A 16,768-nucleotide genomic window follows, 5' to 3' on the forward strand; every position below is an offset into this window, starting at 1 on the left:
TCTTTAACTCGATTAATGGATAATTACTTTTACTTAGATCAATTTTATCACTACCTTGGTTATGTGTAATGTCCCATCTACTTAAATTTTTAAAAGATACAGTAAAGATTTTTTCCTTTGCTGTTTCTTTTGGTTTTTTAAGCCCAAGTGCTATATATACATATGCTTCAATATCTTTTTTGTTTTTTTCTTCTTCAAGTTATAATTCTTTAATTTTATTTTTAATAGTTTGAAGTTTTGTGACTATTTCTTTTTGAATTTCTAATGGTGGTAATGGAATTTGCAAATCTTTTATAAATTTATAATTTGATTCCGTTTTTATTCCTTTAATTTTTTTTGTTACTACATAATTTTGAAATTCTTTATGTTGTAATATTATTATTAAATATTCTTTCATTGTCATTGTATCGTTGATTATATATGGCTGATAGTGTGTTGAAGCATAAACTTTATCTTTGTTTGCTATAGCTATTGCACCTTGGTGAAAATTTATATTTGATACCAATAAATCATTTTTATAAACTGCATACATATCCATTTTTGTTTTGGGTTCTTTTCTATATTCTATAGTTGAAGAATTAAAAGGTATTTTTGCTACTATAGGCGTAAAACCATCGTAATTATTCGGAGTAATTTTTTCTTTTCTTGGAAATAAAATTTTTCCCAATAATTCAAGCTTGAAATTAGTTTTTATTGCATGATTTCCTAAAAAATAGCCAACATCCCATCTTGATAAATCTTTAAAATCAACAATTTTTGTTTTACTCATTTTTTACCCCAAACTACACTATTGTTTTTTAAAAATTCTTTAAAGTATGTATTTATACCTTTTTCTATTATTTTTTCTTTTCCTGTGTTTTCATCTTTTTCTATAATGTCCATTAATTCATTTTTAACACCTTCTCCAGTTTCGCCTGTGCTAGTAATTCCAACTGCCTCAGCTTCTGCCATAAAAATAGGATAATCAAAATCATTTTTTGCTTTTTGATACGCTTCTTCTATAATTTGATTTTCTAAATCTTTTAAATCTTTTTTAGCTTGTTTTTTATCATCATTTGTATATAAAGGTGTTTTTTCACATTTGGTTTTACGATAATTTATAATTTCATTAAGCTTATCTATAACTGCTCCATGTTTTAATTTTAATTTTTCTGTGTGTTCAGGGATTAAATTATTCCACTTTTGCTGCGAAACTTCATCAAATTTTTGAATAAATAAAATTGAGCATTTAACACTGGCTTTAGAGCTTAAAAATGTTTCTACTGGTAGCGATATAACAGCTCTTAAAAAGGCTCTTCCTTCTACAAATTTTCTTACATATTCAGCATTTGGCGTATTAAACACCCCCTCAGGTAAAACAATGCCTAATCTTCCATTTGGTTTAAGTAAATCTATACACCTATTTATAAATAAATGTTCTGTTTTATCACTTTTTAGATTTTCTTTGAGTTTAAACAATGAAGCTATTGGCTTTCCAATATTATCTATAATTTTAAGCTGAGTGTTTTTATATCTTTCTTCCCCATATAAATCGTAGTATTGTTTTATATACTCTTCATAACCTTCTTTTGCTATCAATTCTCCTTGCTCTGTTTTAGTAAGCCAAGTATCACTTTCTTGAATCACATCACTTTCTTCTACTTGTGAGCCAAAAGGTGGATTTGTAAGGATGATGTCAAATTGATTTTCAAATACTCCATTTATATTTAAAAGCCCATTGTGATGATGTATGCCGCCGTGACCATCACCGTGCATTATCATATTCATTTTAGATGTTCTAGCCATTCTATCGTTTGCATCTACTCCATATATACAAAAATTTGAAAGCTTATATATACGAGAATCTTTATTGTCTAAACTTAACTCTTTTTTTAGCTCTTCAAATTTTTCTGTAAGCTTACTTGCTTCTTCGCTTGTTGGATTTTCTAGGTCTTTAATATTGTCTTTTTTCCATGCTTCATATTGATTTTTTATATCTTTTTGTATAATTTCTCTAACCTTGCTAAATATCCTAATTAAAAATCCGCCACTACCACTAGCAGGATCACAAGAGATTTCACCTTCTTTAGGGTCTATCATATCTACCATAAACTCAACTACACTTCTAGGTGTAAAAAATTGACCTATTTCACCACGAAAAGTTCTTCCTAAAAACTTTTCAAATGCTATGCCTTTTACATCTGCCGAGGTTAAAGATAAATTATATCTTTCTAGTTCTTCTATAATTTTTAATATAGTATGTTCTTTTAAATTAATCTTTTCATCTTTTTTAAAAATTTTATCTTTTGCAAATTCTTTCTTAGCACCATCAAAATAATTTTCAATAGGATTTGCATTATACTTTCTAGCTTCTTTAATGTATTCTTGATTAAACTTTTTATTTTGTCCTTTTAAAAGCATTCTTTCAACATAAACTTTCATAAATAAAATTTTAGCTATTTCATCAAATGCAGCTGCTGGATCTAGTTTTTCTATATTTCTTATAATATTGTGGCATTTATGAAGCATATTTGCAAATTCATCTTCTTTAAAAACTAATAAATCTTTATAAAGCTGTTCTATTGTTTTTTCATCAGCTCCATTTGATGGTATATTTGATATCTCTTGTCTATATCCTGGCACTTTGTCTTTTAAAATTCTCCAAAATCTAGTTTCGTAATTATTATGAGTAACAAAAAATTTAGCATCTAATATTCTTGCGTAACTTTCGCCTTGATCATAATCTTTTTCATTTATGTGAATATAATCTGCCTTACACTCAACAATAATTAATGGAGTATTGTTGTTTTGTTTTTCTTCTATACTTTTCCATATAACTATATCAGCCCTTACGCTTCCCTTGCCTTCTTTTGTCGATAACTCTTCATCTAATTGTTCTATTTTATATTTATATTCATTTACTAATCTACATACAAATTCTTGTCTAACTTTTTCTTCTGGAGTTGCAACTAAGTATTTTTTTCTAATATGAGAATATATTTTACCTTCTTTGTTATATTGAACTTCTAAAATATCCATATAAATCCTTTAAATAAAAACTATCATTAATATAAAATATATTTTATATAAATATGCGAAATAAATTATAAAACAAACACATTTTAATAAAGTTAATTTATTTAAACCTATGAGTTATTTAATCTTATTTTTAATCTTTGAAATAGTATAACACAAACATCCTTGCTCTTATTTTATCATTTTTAGCTAAAATATCTCAAAATAAAAAGGACGAAAATGACTCCACAAATTAAAATAAATAGACCAAATTTACAAGAAGTACAAAATTATCTTAAATTAAATGAGCACTATGATTTACAAGAAAAAGCATTAAAAAAATTATTTACAAAAACTTATCCAAAAAATAATGATATAGATGATATTTTGATAAAAGCATCATCATTAAATGATTTTTACAGCACTAATATTTTTTCAATTTTTCCAGTTGCTAAACATATAAAAAATTTAAAAATTGATGAAGGTTTAGAAAATGGGGATTTAACTTTAGTTAGTAAAATAGCAAATATTAAAATAAATGGAGTAAATAAAAATTTTTATTCTTTTGCTAGTAAATATTGCTCGCATCATAAACCTTTAATTTTCCCTATATATGATTATTATGTAGACAAACTAATAACATATTTTCAAAAAAAAGATAATTTTTATGACTCTGAGTTTAATTTGAAAAATTATGAGATATTTTGTAATATTATAAATGAATTTATTACTTATTATAAACTAAATAATTTTAACATAAAAGAAATTGATAAATATTTATGGCAATTAGGCAAAGTTGCATTTCCAAGAAATTATAAAAAACAAAATAATAAAGCGTAATATATTCAAGTTTTTATAGTAATTTTAAAAATTAAATAATTATACCATAAAAATCAAACCAAAAACCACAAAGGAGAGAAAATGGACTCAAAAATCTTTTTAGAAAATGGTCGTGTTAAAAGTAAAGGTTATGCCATGCTTAGCAAGGATTCTAAATTTACACCTTTTGAATTCACACGCCATAAAGTAGGTAAAAACGACATCTTAATCGCTATCAAATACGCAGGAATTTGTCATAGTGACATACACACCGCAAGAAGCGAATGGGGCGAAGTAACCTACCCTTGCGTACCTGGCCATGAGATAGCAGGAGAAGTTATCGCAGTGGGTGAAAATGTGAGTAAATTTAAAGTAGGTGATTTTGCTGGGGTTGGGTGCATGGTAAACTCATGCGGAGAGTGCGAAGCATGCAAAAAATCTCAAGAGCAATTTTGCGAAAATGGTAAAACCATCTACACTTATAACTGCAAAGATGTATTTCATGATAATGAAAACACCTATGGAGGTTACTCAAACAACATCGTAGTAAGTGAAAAATTTGCTATCAATGTACCAAAAAATGCACCGCTTGACAAAGTGGCGCCTTTGCTGTGTGCGGGTATTACTACCTACTCACCGCTTAAATTTTCAAATATTAAAGAAGGCTCAAGCGTAGCCGTAGCAGGATTTGGTGGGCTTGGTATGATGGCAGTAAAATATGCTGTGAAAATGGGTGCAAAAGTGAGTGTTTTTGCAAGAAATGAAAACAAAAAAGCACAAGCTTTAGTTATGGGTGTGAGTAATTTTTATACTAGTACAGATAAAAGTGCGGTAAAAGAAAGATTTGACCTCATCATCTCTACCATACCGACCCCTTATGATCCGCTAGCTTATATGGATTTATTAAAATTTGGTGGTGAGATGGCTATAGTAGGATTACCTCCACATGAAGTAAGCCCTAGCATTAACATCATTCACTTTGTACATAAAGCAGGTAAAAAAGTATATGGCTCGCTTATTGGGGGCATTAAAGAAACTCAAGAAATGCTTGATTTTTCTTTAGAACATGGAATTTATCCTGAAATTGAACTCATCAAACCAAGCGAGATTGACAAAGCTTATGAAAACCTCACTTCAGGAAAAGCCAAATTCCGCTATGTAATCGATATGAGTGAGCAGGATTAATACTCATCAAAAATCACATCACTAGTGTCAAAACCTCTTTGTTTGGCTATTTCAAGCAAAGAGTTTATTTGCTCTTTTGCTAAAATCTCTCTTGATAAAATCCAAAGATATTTTTTATCAGGACTACCTACAATAGAAACTTGATAATTTGTATCAATGTAAATAATCTCATAATTTGGCTTGTTAAAAACATTCATAAAAATACTAAATTTAACCACTAAAGCTCTTGGTGATTTTACCCTGGCTTTGCCATTTGCTTGAGAGATTTCTCCATTTTCTTTAGTGCATATATTTTTGACTTTAATTATAGGCGTAGAGCCTTCATACTCTAGCTCATATTCTGCCTTAGCACTTTTACAAGTTTTTTGAAAAAATGCAGGTTTTCTAGCCATTTCTAACCATGTACCCATGTATTTTTCTAAATTTATACCATCTAATAATTCTATCATTTTTCTTCCTTTTGATTTGCCTCTCCCCAATCACACATCGCTTGTAAAATAGGAATTAAACTTTGACCTTTTTTAGCAAGACGGTATTCTACTTTTGGAGGGATTTGTGGGTATTCTTTACGCGTGATTAAATCATCATTTTCAAGCTCTCTTAAAGTATGTGTTAAAGTCTTAAAAGAAATATTACCAAGATATCTTTTAAGTTCATTATATCTTACTACTTCATAGCGAAATAAACAGTACAAAACGCTCATCTTATACTTTCCCGAAATCAAAGATAAAGTATAATTAAATCCGCATTCCGTAAAATCGCACTTTTCTTCCATATACTTTCCTTTTATATAGCATCATGCTTTTTTATATTATAATCCAAAATCATTTTTTATCAAAATGAAAACAAATTAAAAATGGTTTCGATGTATTTCATCACAAATCTTATCATTGCTGCTATTGTTGGTGGGGCATGCAGGGCTGCGCTTCATTTATGGAAAAAGAAAAAAGAAAAAGATAGTAGTGAAAAATAATATGTGAAGCAAAATGCTTCACATATATCTATACTAATTGTCTATCATTTTTATGATATTTTAAAATACCCTCTGCACAACGATAAGCCAAAGCTCCAACTGTATCAGTAGGATTATATCCGCTATTGTGCTGAAAATTTCCTGCACCCACAACAAAAAGATTATCCATATCCCAATGTTGCAAATAAGTATTAACAACACTTGTTCGAGGATCAGCACCCATAGTAGTTCCACCCGTATTATGTGTAGATTGATAAGGCACAATACTATAATCTTTTAAATAAGTTCCTTTTTTAATTGATCTCACTCCTTGCATTTTTTTAGCTACTTCAGCTGTTTTATCTGTTATAAATTTATGCAAAGCACGATCTTGATCTGTAAAATTATAAGTAAGTCTTACAAGTGGCGTTCCAAAAGCATCTTTATAGGTTGGATCTAAACTCAAATAGTTACTTTTATGTGGTAAAGATGCGCCTTGCCCTCCCACTGTAATGGCTCTTGTAAAATTATAGTTTAAAGCTTTTTTAAATTCAGCTCCCCAGCTTGGAGTTCCTTTTGGCAGAGGAGCTGATTGGATAGGGCGATTTCCAAGTTGCACACTATAAATCATAGCTCCGTGTAAAAACTTCTCTTTTGAGTGATCAAAATTATCCCCATTATAATCATCGCAAGTTGTACCCAAAGCACCTGAACCCATATATGTATTAAATTGCTCATCAAAAAATGCTGTTGTTCCCATATTGATTTGATAACAATAGTTTTTACCTAAAGTACCTTTGCCTGTATTTGGATCGTATTGCTCACCTATACCACTTACCATTAAAAGCTTAGCATTGTTAAACATATAGCTTGTAAGCACTACAATATCTGCTGGCTGAATATACTCTTTCATAGTTCTAGTATCTACAAACCTAACTCCTGTAGCTTTGCCATCTTTTTTTAGTATTTCTATAACATTACTATGAGTTCTTATAGTATATTTTCCTGTACTCATGGCTTTAGGTATGACAGTATTAATAGGACTAGCCTTAGCACCATACTCACAACCAAAACGCTCACAATAAGCACAATATTGACATGGGGCTAGATCTTGACCATCTGGATTAGTATAACCGCCTTTTGAATTAGCCGCAGGTAATCTAAATGGATGTAATTTCATTTCTTTTGCAGCTTTTTCGAAGCGTTTAAGCATTTTAGTATTTTCTAAAGGTTCTTGCGGATAAGGACTTGATCTAAACAAACCCATTTTTTCAGCAAGTGGGTTTTCTTCTCCACAAATTCCACAGGTTTTTTCAAACTTATCATAATAAGGTTCCATATCTTTATAGGTTAAACCCCAATCTTGCAAGGTATAATCATCACCTAATTTATTACCATATCTTTCAAAACTTTTTGTTTTAATCTCAAAATCATAAGGTAAAAATCTAAAGGTCCAACCATTCCAATGCACCCCTGCACCACCAACATTACTTCCAAGTAAAAAAGATCCCATTTTTCTATATGGTAAGGCCAAACCATTGACATTATGGCGAAAAGTTACTGTATCTTTTGAGCAATCTTGCATTAAACCATAGTTAATACCATATCTCCACTCATCGTGAATCATTGCAAAATTTTCCGTAGTTTGCATCATACCACGCTCTAAGCTCAAGACAGTCAATCCAGCTTTGGTAAGTTCTGCTGCAACTATACCACCTGTCCAACCAGCTCCTACTGTTACCACATCTACTTTTTTTAATACTTCTACCATAATTTATCCCTCCATATCAGCTAAGCTCATAGGCTCTATGTCAAAAAACTCATCACTTGCAATTTTGTCAATATAACTCATTTGAGCACCAGGATATTGCATCATTCTCCATCCATTTTTATTATCATTACCACCATAAATTGGATCAGACAAAACTCCAGCTATTGTCATATCCCTTAAAAGAGTAAAAAATTCAGAAGATTTAAATCCCATGAAATCGATTTTATTTTTTTCTAAATCAACTAAAATTTTATCCTGCTCAACTCCTTTTAAAGATGAAAAAGTTTTTTTATAACGCTTTTGAGATATTATTTCCAAAGCTTTAACACCCTCTAAAAAAATCTCATTACGCTTCATTGGGGTTTGATAACCTTGCTCAGCAATTCCTTCTATAAATGGTCCTTGTAAGTATTCTCTATCATTATAACCATAAGCTGAAGCTAATTGATTATCAATAAAATAAGGTACGCCTAAGCCTATAGCACCATCACCTTGCTCATCTTTTGGATAAATTCTCTCACATGCTGCACTTAGATTATCAAAATCAGTCTGCACTTGAAAAAACATTTTTCCTCTTATTTTATTTGAACCTCCTTGTGTTTTCTTGTGCGCATGAGTTAATTCTGCAGCATGCAATATAGCTCCACCACTCATAGTGCTAACAGCAACCACGCCACCACCTAAAAGACTTAATTTAAAAAAATTTCTACGATCAATGACATTATCTTGCATATCTTCCTCCTTTTTATTGACAATATCAAATCATATCAATTCTATTCCTTGATTTTTTAATATAGTCTTAAATAAAAAAAATAATACTATTTTTGTATTATTTTAAAAAAATCAATCATAAAAAGTAACATATTTGTTTTAAACTTTCTTATAATATAGTATCTTACATAAACTTCAGCATTGAAATATAGTTATAGTTAAATTATAATTTTAAAAAAACATAAAAAGGAAAAATATGCAAAAAGTATTATTATTAAATGGTGCAAAAGAATTTGGACACTCCAAAGGAAGATTAAACACAAGCTTGCATGAGCTTGCACTTAAGACTTTACAAGAGCTTGGTTTACAAACCCAACAAACACACATAGATCAAGGTTATAACACAAACGATGAGGTAGAAAAAATTCTAAATGCTGATGTTTTGATTTGGCAAATGCCTGGTTGGTGGATGGGAGAGCCTTGGATAGTGAAAAAATACATTGACGATGTTTTCACAGCAGGGCATGGAGTGTTTTATAAAAACGATGGTAGAAGTCATAATGAACCTACTAAAAATTATGGCACAGGTGGGCTTTTAAAAAATAAAAAATACATGCTTTCACTAACTTGGAATGCTCCAATGCAAGCTTTTGATGATGAGAATGAATTCTTTAATGGAGCCGGAGTTGATGGAGTGTATTTACACTTTCACAAAGCACATGAGTTTTTAGGAATGAGTGCTTTACCTACTTTTATAGCCAATGATGTAATCAAAAATCCTCAAGTACAAGAATATTTCACAAATTATAAAGCGCACTTAGAAAAAATTTTTAAAGCTTAGAAATTTGGGATTTGATGCTAGAAATCATTGATTTTTTAGCCTCAAATTCACTTTTTAAATTCAAAATAATCTGTCTTTTAGTCTCAATAAAATCAACAAAACTTTGCATATAATTTTTATAAATTTTTAAAACCACAGGCTTATTTAAAAGCAAATCTTCAAATTCATATACATTAAGCTCGGTTAATACTCTTTGGTGCACTTCACTTGCTTTTGGATGATACAAGCTAAACTCGGTACTATCAAGCTCGTAAAATTCTTTACTCGCATTCATTTTAGTACTAAAAAATCCCAAAGTAAGTTTAGTAGCACTTTCATAATTTGCCAAAGCCTTTAGATTAAGCTTTTCTAAAAATAGATCAAGTTCAAGTTGGCTTTTAAACAATAATTGTTTAAAATCTTTTAAAAAAAGTTCTTCACTAGCACTAGCAAAGCTTCTAAAACTAGCAAATTCTTTTTCACTTTCTAAGGCATTTTCTTTTTGTAAATTTGAAAATTGAGCCTTAAAAAGCAAAATTTGCTCTTCTAAATGAGTAAAAAATAAGGAAAAATCATCTTTAATTTGACTAAATTCTAAAGCGATTTCATTTTTTAATCTTTTAAATTCCTTATTCATTGCTTCAGAGTTATAAAACATAGCCAAAAATGCATCATCACTTGAAAGATATGGTGCTTTATAAGCAACTTTTTCATAAAGATTTTTCTTAAATAAACCCTTAGCTTCTTTATAATAACTACTATCTTTTTCTTTGATAAATTTTAAAATTTCTTGAGCAATTTTTTCTCCAACAAGTTTTAATTTATCTAAACAATTATGATTTAAAATTTTGATTTTTTGCTCTAGTTTGCTTGCTTTGAAAGTTTGCAAAACAGTATTAAATTTAAGCTCTAATTGCTCTAGCGCATTTTGAAACAAATCATATTGATTTGACAAAAGTTCACATAAATTACTAAGTTTTTCTTTAATAAAATCTTTTTTAATGCACTCATAATCAAGTTTTTTTAAATACTCATAAAGTAAAGGTAAATTTGACTTTTGCAAATCAAATTTTGCCTCTTTGCATGAAATTGCGATGATTTTTTCAAAATACTTATCAAAAACTAAATGTGCATAATTTAAAACATTTTCTAGCTCATCTTGACTTAACTTATCTTTTTGATTTAGCACGCAAATCCCACCACGCTCTAAAAGCTTAGTATTTGCCTTTATGGCTTCTTCTTCACTTTTTTTGCCTGCATTATCAATCAAACTAAGCCAAATAGCACTATGCATAAAAGAAAGCTCTTTAAAAGTAGTTAGCGTATCGGTGGTGTTTGCATTTAAACCCGGGGTATCTATAAGTGTGATATCTTTTAAAAACTCAATAGGTGCAAAAAGGTGCAGACTTTTAGTTTCTTTTAGCTCATTTCTTTGATCACTAAATTTAGAAAGTTCGTCTATATCAACAATCTCATCACTGCCATCTTCATATTCAACTCTTAAAAAATACTCCTTAGCATAGCGTAAAAAAGTGGGCTTAAAAGTCACTGGCACCACGCCTGTTGGCAGGCATTCTTTTTGTAAAATTAAATTTAAAAGCGTAGATTTACCACTAGAAAATTGCCCTATAATAGCCACATTAATGGCTCTTTTATAGCTAGCTATAATCATCTCAAGATCTTTTAAAAAGACATCATTTAAATGCAAGCTTGGTTCTAAAAATGCATTTTTGATTGCTAAGATTTTTCCTTCAAAACTATCATCAAAGCTTTTACAATAAGCATTTTCATAAGCTTTTAAAAAATCATTAATCAAATCATTTTGCATTTAAAAGCTCCGTTTTTAAAGTCTTTAAACTTTGTAATTTTGTATTGTTTTTTTCTAAAAACTCTTTGGAATTTTGTTCATTTTGTTCTATTTGTAAAATCAAGTCTTTTAAGTCTTTGATTTGTTCTTCTTGCTCTTTTTCGTATAAATTTAAACTAAATTCTAAATTAGTAAAAAATTCTTGATTATTTTTTAAATCTAGGGCGATTTTTTCTATATTAAATGTTTGTAATTTTTCTAAAATTTGATTTTCTAAAGAGCTTTCTAATTTATAAATATCTTGCGTGGATTCTAAATTTTTTAAAAGTCCTGCTTTTAATGCCATAAAAAGATCATTGGTAAAAATGCTTTCTATTTTTGTTTCAACCTTACTTTTAAAATCATCACAATTTTGCTCTAAAATAGCTTTTAAAAAATCATATTTCACACTTAGTGTGGTTTTAAGCTCATTAATTTTATACTCACTTTGCTGTTTTAGCTCTCTTAAAAGATCAAAAATTCCATCTTTTAAAGTCGTATCAATGATAGTATTTAGTCTTTGAGTGTTGTTTTTGATTTTATTATTTTGATTATATTTTAGCTCATCTATAAGTTTTTCTTTTAATTTCTTAGCTAGTAAATGCAAAAGTGTTAAAATTTCTTGAGTATTTTCATCTTTTGTGTTAAAAATAGCACTTAGTTCTGCTTTTACTTGCATTAATTTTTCTTTTTTTGCTTTAAAATCATTAACAATAGCTTGATTTTGCTTATCAAGCTCAAAGTTTTCATAATTTAGCATTTTATTAGAAAATTTAATTTTTTCTTCTATTTTTTCTAAATGCAATAATAATTCTTTTTTATAAGCACTTAGAGCGATTTTGTTTTTATCATATAAGCTTTTAGCTATAAGTTCTTCTAGTGTTAAAATATTACTTTGTTCTAAATTCCCACCTTTTTTTTGATAAAAATCATTAGCTAATTTTGAAGAAATACACACAAAATCTAAATTATCTAATAATTCTTGGCTAAGCTGCTTTTGTGCTAAATTTTCTTTGAGTTTATTTTTAGTATAGCTAATTACTTCTTGCAAGTCTTTTTGACTAAGCAAGTCAGCCTTAGTAAGCACAATCAAAAGCTTACTTACCCTTGAAGTTAGCAAACATTCTATAATAAAATCACAATCTTTTTGACTAAGACTTTGAGAAGCATTCATAAGGTGAATTAAAAAGTCAGCCTTGCTTATATAATCTTTTGTTAAAAGTTCTCTTTGGATAATAACATCATCAAGTCCTGGAGTATCAACTATACAAACATTATCTTTTAAAAAATCAAGCGATGAAAAAAGCTCTATTTTTTTAATAAGTGCTGAAATTTTGTTTTTTGCGCTAGTATAATTTTTTAATTCTTCAATTTTTATTTCTATATTTTTATTTTCTTTTTCAAGATATTCATTTAGATTAAAATTTTGCTCGAGTTGTTTTATAAGTTCTTGCATGTCTTGATTATCTTTAGAGCTTTTTAAAATATCTTGCCATTCTTCATCATTCCAAAAATATATCTTAGCTTTTTGGTCTTTGCCGTATTTTAAAACACTCAAATTTGCAGTTTCAGGCACATTAGATACACCTAAAAAATCTTTTTTTAAAAGTGCATTTAGCATGCTTGATTTACCTGCATTTACCACACCCGTTACCGCGATAGAAAAATCAATATTACCAAATTTAACCAAAGCTTCTTGTAAGAGTTTTTGAGCTTTTTCATCCTCGCAAAGCTCTTGTAAGTTTTGATTAATGAGATCTAGTGTTTGATGTGAGTTTTTAACTTCTTGCTTGTAATCTTTTTGAATAACTTTTTGCCTAGATACAAAAGCATATATTAAAGTATTATCGGTGATTTTTTGAAGTTTTTCTAAGGCTTTTAAAAGCTCGTTTTTGTCTAAAATTCCCAAATTTAAAGCATTAATAAAACAAACCTGTGCATACTGTATACCATAAAGATCTAAGCGTAAATTTAAGCTTTTCATCAAATTTTTAAATTCATTTAAAGCACTAAATCTTTCATAATTATCAAGATTAGTACTTAAAATAATTGCTGCTTTTTGAGCATCAATTAAACTTTCATCAAAAAGTGTATTTGTATCAAGATAAACGCTATGATTTTGCCAAATTTGTTTTAGTAAGGTTTTAAGAGCCCCCTTTTCTTGGGGGCTAGGATTATTTGTTTCTTTGAGCAACAAGCTGTCTTCTCATATAAGCGATTTTGCTTTGTAAAGGTAGTTCTTTTGGACAATTATCTTCACATGCAAGTAAAGACATACATCCAAACACACCATCATCATCACCCACTAATTCATAAAAATCTTCTATGGTTCTGTGATCATGTGGATCTTGTAAATATCTAGCTGTTCTTAAAAGTCCAGTAGCTGCGATAAAGTCAGGTCTCATTAGCTTAGTCGCACAAGAAGCAACACAAATTCCACACTCTATACAACGATCAAGTTCAAAAGTCTCATCAGCAACTTCTGGTTCAATACGCTCTTCAAGTTTAGAAATATCTGTTTCTTTTTCATTATGTACCCAGCTTTCAACGCGTTTGCACATACCATCAAACCACTCACCTGTATTAACACTTAAGTCTTTTATGTGTCTAAATGCAGGTAAAGGCATAAGCTCTATAACGCCATCTGGATAGTCTTTTGTCAATGTTTTACAAGCAAGTTTTGGCTTACCATTGATCATCATAGCACAGCTTCCACAAATCCCTGCTCTACATACAAAGTCAAAACTCAAATCCGCATCCATTTTTTCTCTGATTTGAGTTAAACACACAAAAATCGTCATAAATGGAGTTTCTTCAAGCTCATAAGTAACAAAATGAGGCTTAGAAATTTTACTTAATGGATTATATTTAAATGCTCTTATTGTTAATTTTCTACTCATAATCAACTCCTATTCTTTGATTTGGTGCTTTAAATTTAGCTTGTAATTCATAAGGCATTAAAGCATGTTGAATTTCATATCTACCTTTGCCTTCTGCTTCCATTTTTTCACGGATCGCATCAACTTCAGCTTGGCGTTTTTCACTTAATGGGTTTTCAATGATATTTCCTTTAGCACCATAACCTCTAAATGCAGGTGGAATTTCCATTTTCATAATATCAAGATCTTCATACTCAACCCTAGGCATACTTTCACCTTCTACCCAGTAAGTATTTGTTCTTTTCATCCAATTTAAGTCATCTCTTTTTGGATAATCTTCTCTATAATGAGCCCCACGGCTTTCTGTTCTTAAAAGCGCACCATAAGCAACACATAAAGCAATTTTTAGCATTCTTGGAACCCTGTAAGCTTCTTCAAGCTCTGGATTTGCACATTTTAATTCTTTATCATGCACTTTTAGATCAAGTGATTTATGATATAACTCTTCAAGTTCTTTAACCGCTTCTTCAAGACCTTGACCTGTTCTAAAGATAGCTACTTTTTCCCACATAATGTCTTTCATTCTGTTTTTGATTTCAAATACATCATGTTTTCCTTCTTTACTTACAAGAGATTTTAAATAATCATACTCTTTAGAAAGGAAAGATTTAACGATGTTTGTATCAATTTCTGAACCATTTTCTTTACAATATTGTGCAAAATAATCCCCTACGATCATACCTGCAACAACAGTTTCTGAACATGAATTTCCACCCAAGCGGTTAAATCCGTGCATGTCCCAACAAGCTGCTTCACCACACGCAAAAAGACCATTTAACCATTGACTTTCACCGGTTGGTTTTGTTCTAATACCACCCATTGAGTAATGTTGCATAGGTAAAACTGGCGCCCAGCCTTTTGGACCCTCATCAGCAGGATCAATACCATTAAATGTTTTACAAATATCTTGAACATCACGAAGATTTTTTTCAACATGAGCACGACCAAGGATAGAAATATCAAGCCATAAATGATCTCCATAAGGGCTTTTTACCCCTTTTCCTTTTCTAATATGTTCCATCATTCTACGACTTACAACATCCCTACTTGCAAGTTCTTTTTTCTCAGGCTCATAATCAGGCATGAAGCGGTAACCATCAACATCTCTTAAGATACCACCATCACCTCTACAACCTTCAGTTAGTAAGATACCACTTGGCACGATTGGAGTTGGATGAAATTGCACTGCTTCCATATTTGAAAGTCTACAAAGTCCAGTTTCAAGCGCAATAGCAGCTCCTGTTCCCTCACAAATAACAGCATTTGTAGTTTGTTTATAAATTCTACCATAACCACCTGTTGCAATCATAGTTCCTCTAGCAACATAAGCAATTAATTCTCCATTAGTTAAATCTCTAGCAATAGCTCCTAAACATTTTTTACCATCATGAATTAATCTTACTGCTTCCATTCTATCAATGATTTTAACTTGATGTTTAATCGCTTCATTTGCCACACCATATAACATACAATGCCCTGTTGCATCAGCGATATAACATGTTCTCCATTTTTTAGTACCACCAAAGTCTCTTGCATTTATAAGACCATGTGCTTCTTCTTTTTCTTCGATAGTAGTTTTTTGAGCGTTTATAACAACAGTTCTAGGTCCTTTTGTAACTCTAGTCCAAGGCACACCCCAAGCAGCAAGCTCACGAACCGCTTTTGGAGCAGTTTGTGCAAACATTCTAGCTACTTCTTGATCACAGCCCCAGTCAGATCCTTTTACTGTGTCAGCAAAATGCACATCTTCATTATCACCTTCGCCTTTTACACTATTTCCTAAACTTGCTTGCATACCACCTTGTACAGCAGCTGAGTGAGATCTTTTAACCGGACAAATACTTAATAAAGTTACACTCTGACCACTTTTTGCAACTTCAATAGCAGCTCTTAAACCTGCAAGACCACCACCAATAACTAAAGCATCACTATATTGTATGTTCATATTTAGCTCCATCATAAGTTTTTACTATTTGCGCTACAGAGTTGTTTTGGTAATTATTAAGACCTATTTTTGCAAAAGCAGCTAAGCTTAATACACCTAAAACTAAGAAGAAAATACTAATAAACCATTTTGCTTTTTTAAGTTTTTTACGACTTTCTTTTGCATCTTTACCTTCAAACCAACCCCATTTTACACATAATCTATATAAACCAATACTTCCATGCAACTCAACACAGATTAATAAGGCAATATAAAATAACCACATAAAATGACTTACCACTCTATCGCCTGACATATCAGCACTGATTTTATCTGCATTAGTTATAACAAAAATCAAATGCGCTGAACCTAGGAAAAACATTACAAAACCAGTTGCAGCTTGAACCCACCATAAAGAAGAATCACCATGATTCATATATTTTAAGTGTGTTCTACAAAGTTGATATTGTCTAAAATTGATAGGAAATTTTCTCATTGCAAGACCTGCATGCACAAAGAAAATCACTAAAACACAGGCGGCTAAAAAAGAAGTGATGTAGCTCATCATAGGGCTATCAATGATAAATTTTAGTTCCAAAAAGTGAACTACTGAATCAAAAAAATCATCACTAACCAAAATGGTAGAAACGAAAAACATATGTGCCCACATAAACAAGCCTAAAATCAAGCCTGTTGCACTTTGAATATAGTCAAGTTTTGCTGGCATTTTGCTTTTTTTGCCATCAACACTCTTGCCTAAAAAACCTTCAATGAGTTGGCTCATATTTACTCCTTTAAAAAGTTGAT

14 protein-coding genes are annotated in these 16,768 nt (G+C 30.3%); 3 read left to right on the forward strand and 11 right to left on the reverse strand.

The genetic code is table 11. From position 1 onward, the window contains the following. Positions 1-199 precede the first annotated feature (199 nt). Both L8W69_RS01685 and L8W69_RS01690 read right to left on the reverse strand, forming a co-directional pair. Entirely contained in the window at positions 200-769 is a 570-nt protein-coding gene (locus L8W69_RS01685; RefSeq protein WP_263666276.1) for a restriction endonuclease subunit S, read from the reverse strand. Beyond that, positions 766-3,018, reverse strand: coding sequence for an N-6 DNA methylase (locus tag L8W69_RS01690; RefSeq protein ID WP_263666277.1), 2,253 nt, complete (start codon positions 3,016-3,018; stop codon positions 766-768). The genes L8W69_RS01685 and L8W69_RS01690 overlap by 4 nt, the downstream gene beginning before the upstream one ends. Before the next feature lie 216 nt (positions 3,019-3,234). On the opposite strand from L8W69_RS01690, the gene L8W69_RS01695 reads away from it, so the two are divergent. Then, positions 3,235-3,834 carry a hypothetical protein gene (locus L8W69_RS01695; protein WP_263666278.1) on the forward strand — a complete coding sequence of 200 codons (600 nt, stop codon included), beginning with the start codon at positions 3,235-3,237 and terminating at the stop codon, positions 3,832-3,834. An 81-nt stretch (positions 3,835-3,915) separates the two neighbouring features. Continuing rightward, complete coding sequence (locus tag L8W69_RS01700) at positions 3,916-4,998, forward strand: NAD(P)-dependent alcohol dehydrogenase (protein WP_263666279.1); 1,083 nt, start codon at positions 3,916-3,918, stop codon at positions 4,996-4,998. Here the strand turns inward: L8W69_RS01700 and L8W69_RS01705 are convergent. From L8W69_RS01705 to L8W69_RS01720, 4 genes are all read right to left on the reverse strand, one after another. Next, the gene (locus tag L8W69_RS01705) at positions 4,995-5,447 is read right to left on the reverse strand and encodes a lipocalin family protein (protein ID WP_263666280.1); all 453 of its coding nucleotides are present in this window, start codon (positions 5,445-5,447) and stop codon (positions 4,995-4,997) included. The two genes, L8W69_RS01700 and L8W69_RS01705, sit on opposite strands and share 4 nt — an antisense overlap. Further along, the gene (gene rrpA, locus L8W69_RS01710) at positions 5,444-5,773 is read right to left on the reverse strand and encodes a MarR family transcription factor RrpA (protein ID WP_087700365.1); all 330 of its coding nucleotides are present in this window, start codon (positions 5,771-5,773) and stop codon (positions 5,444-5,446) included. The genes L8W69_RS01705 and rrpA overlap by 4 nt, the downstream gene beginning before the upstream one ends. Before the next feature lie 226 nt (positions 5,774-5,999). Further along, complete coding sequence (locus L8W69_RS01715; RefSeq protein ID WP_263660546.1) at positions 6,000-7,721, reverse strand: GMC family oxidoreductase; 1,722 nt, start codon at positions 7,719-7,721, stop codon at positions 6,000-6,002. Between the two features lie 3 nt (positions 7,722-7,724). Then, a complete protein-coding gene (locus L8W69_RS01720; RefSeq protein WP_263666281.1) occupies positions 7,725-8,453 on the reverse strand; it encodes a gluconate 2-dehydrogenase subunit 3 family protein in 729 nt (242 codons plus the stop codon). A 235-nt stretch (positions 8,454-8,688) separates the two neighbouring features. Here L8W69_RS01720 and L8W69_RS01725 point away from each other — a divergent pair, with 235 nt between their 5' ends. After that, positions 8,689-9,273, forward strand: coding sequence for an NAD(P)H-dependent oxidoreductase (locus L8W69_RS01725; protein ID WP_133319433.1), 585 nt, complete (start codon positions 8,689-8,691; stop codon positions 9,271-9,273). Here the strand turns inward: L8W69_RS01725 and L8W69_RS01730 are convergent. From L8W69_RS01730 to L8W69_RS01750, 5 genes are read right to left on the reverse strand one after another with little or no spacing between them, the layout of a single operon-like run. Further along, positions 9,263-11,080, reverse strand: a complete 1,818-nt coding sequence (locus L8W69_RS01730; RefSeq protein WP_263666282.1) for a dynamin family protein — start codon at positions 11,078-11,080, stop codon at positions 9,263-9,265. The genes L8W69_RS01725 and L8W69_RS01730 overlap by 11 nt on opposite strands. Further along, positions 11,070-13,292: a dynamin family protein gene (locus tag L8W69_RS01735; protein WP_263666283.1), complete on the reverse strand. Its 2,223-nt coding sequence runs from the start codon at positions 13,290-13,292 to the stop codon at positions 11,070-11,072. The genes L8W69_RS01730 and L8W69_RS01735 overlap by 11 nt, the downstream gene beginning before the upstream one ends. After that, entirely contained in the window at positions 13,273-13,998 is a 726-nt protein-coding gene (locus L8W69_RS01740; RefSeq protein WP_012661078.1) for a fumarate reductase iron-sulfur subunit, read from the reverse strand. Before L8W69_RS01740 ends, L8W69_RS01735 begins: the two co-directional genes overlap by 20 nt. Continuing rightward, a complete protein-coding gene (locus L8W69_RS01745) occupies positions 13,991-15,982 on the reverse strand; it encodes a fumarate reductase flavoprotein subunit (RefSeq protein WP_220566271.1) in 1,992 nt (663 codons plus the stop codon). Before L8W69_RS01745 ends, L8W69_RS01740 begins: the two co-directional genes overlap by 8 nt. Next, a complete protein-coding gene (locus L8W69_RS01750; RefSeq protein WP_070255907.1) occupies positions 15,966-16,745 on the reverse strand; it encodes a fumarate reductase cytochrome b subunit in 780 nt (259 codons plus the stop codon). The genes L8W69_RS01745 and L8W69_RS01750 overlap by 17 nt, the downstream gene beginning before the upstream one ends. Positions 16,746-16,768 lie beyond the last annotated feature (23 nt).

It is taken from the genome of Campylobacter sp. CNRCH_2016_3089, assembly GCF_025772505.1.
Classification (GTDB): domain Bacteria; phylum Campylobacterota; class Campylobacteria; order Campylobacterales; family Campylobacteraceae; genus Campylobacter_D; species Campylobacter_D lari_D.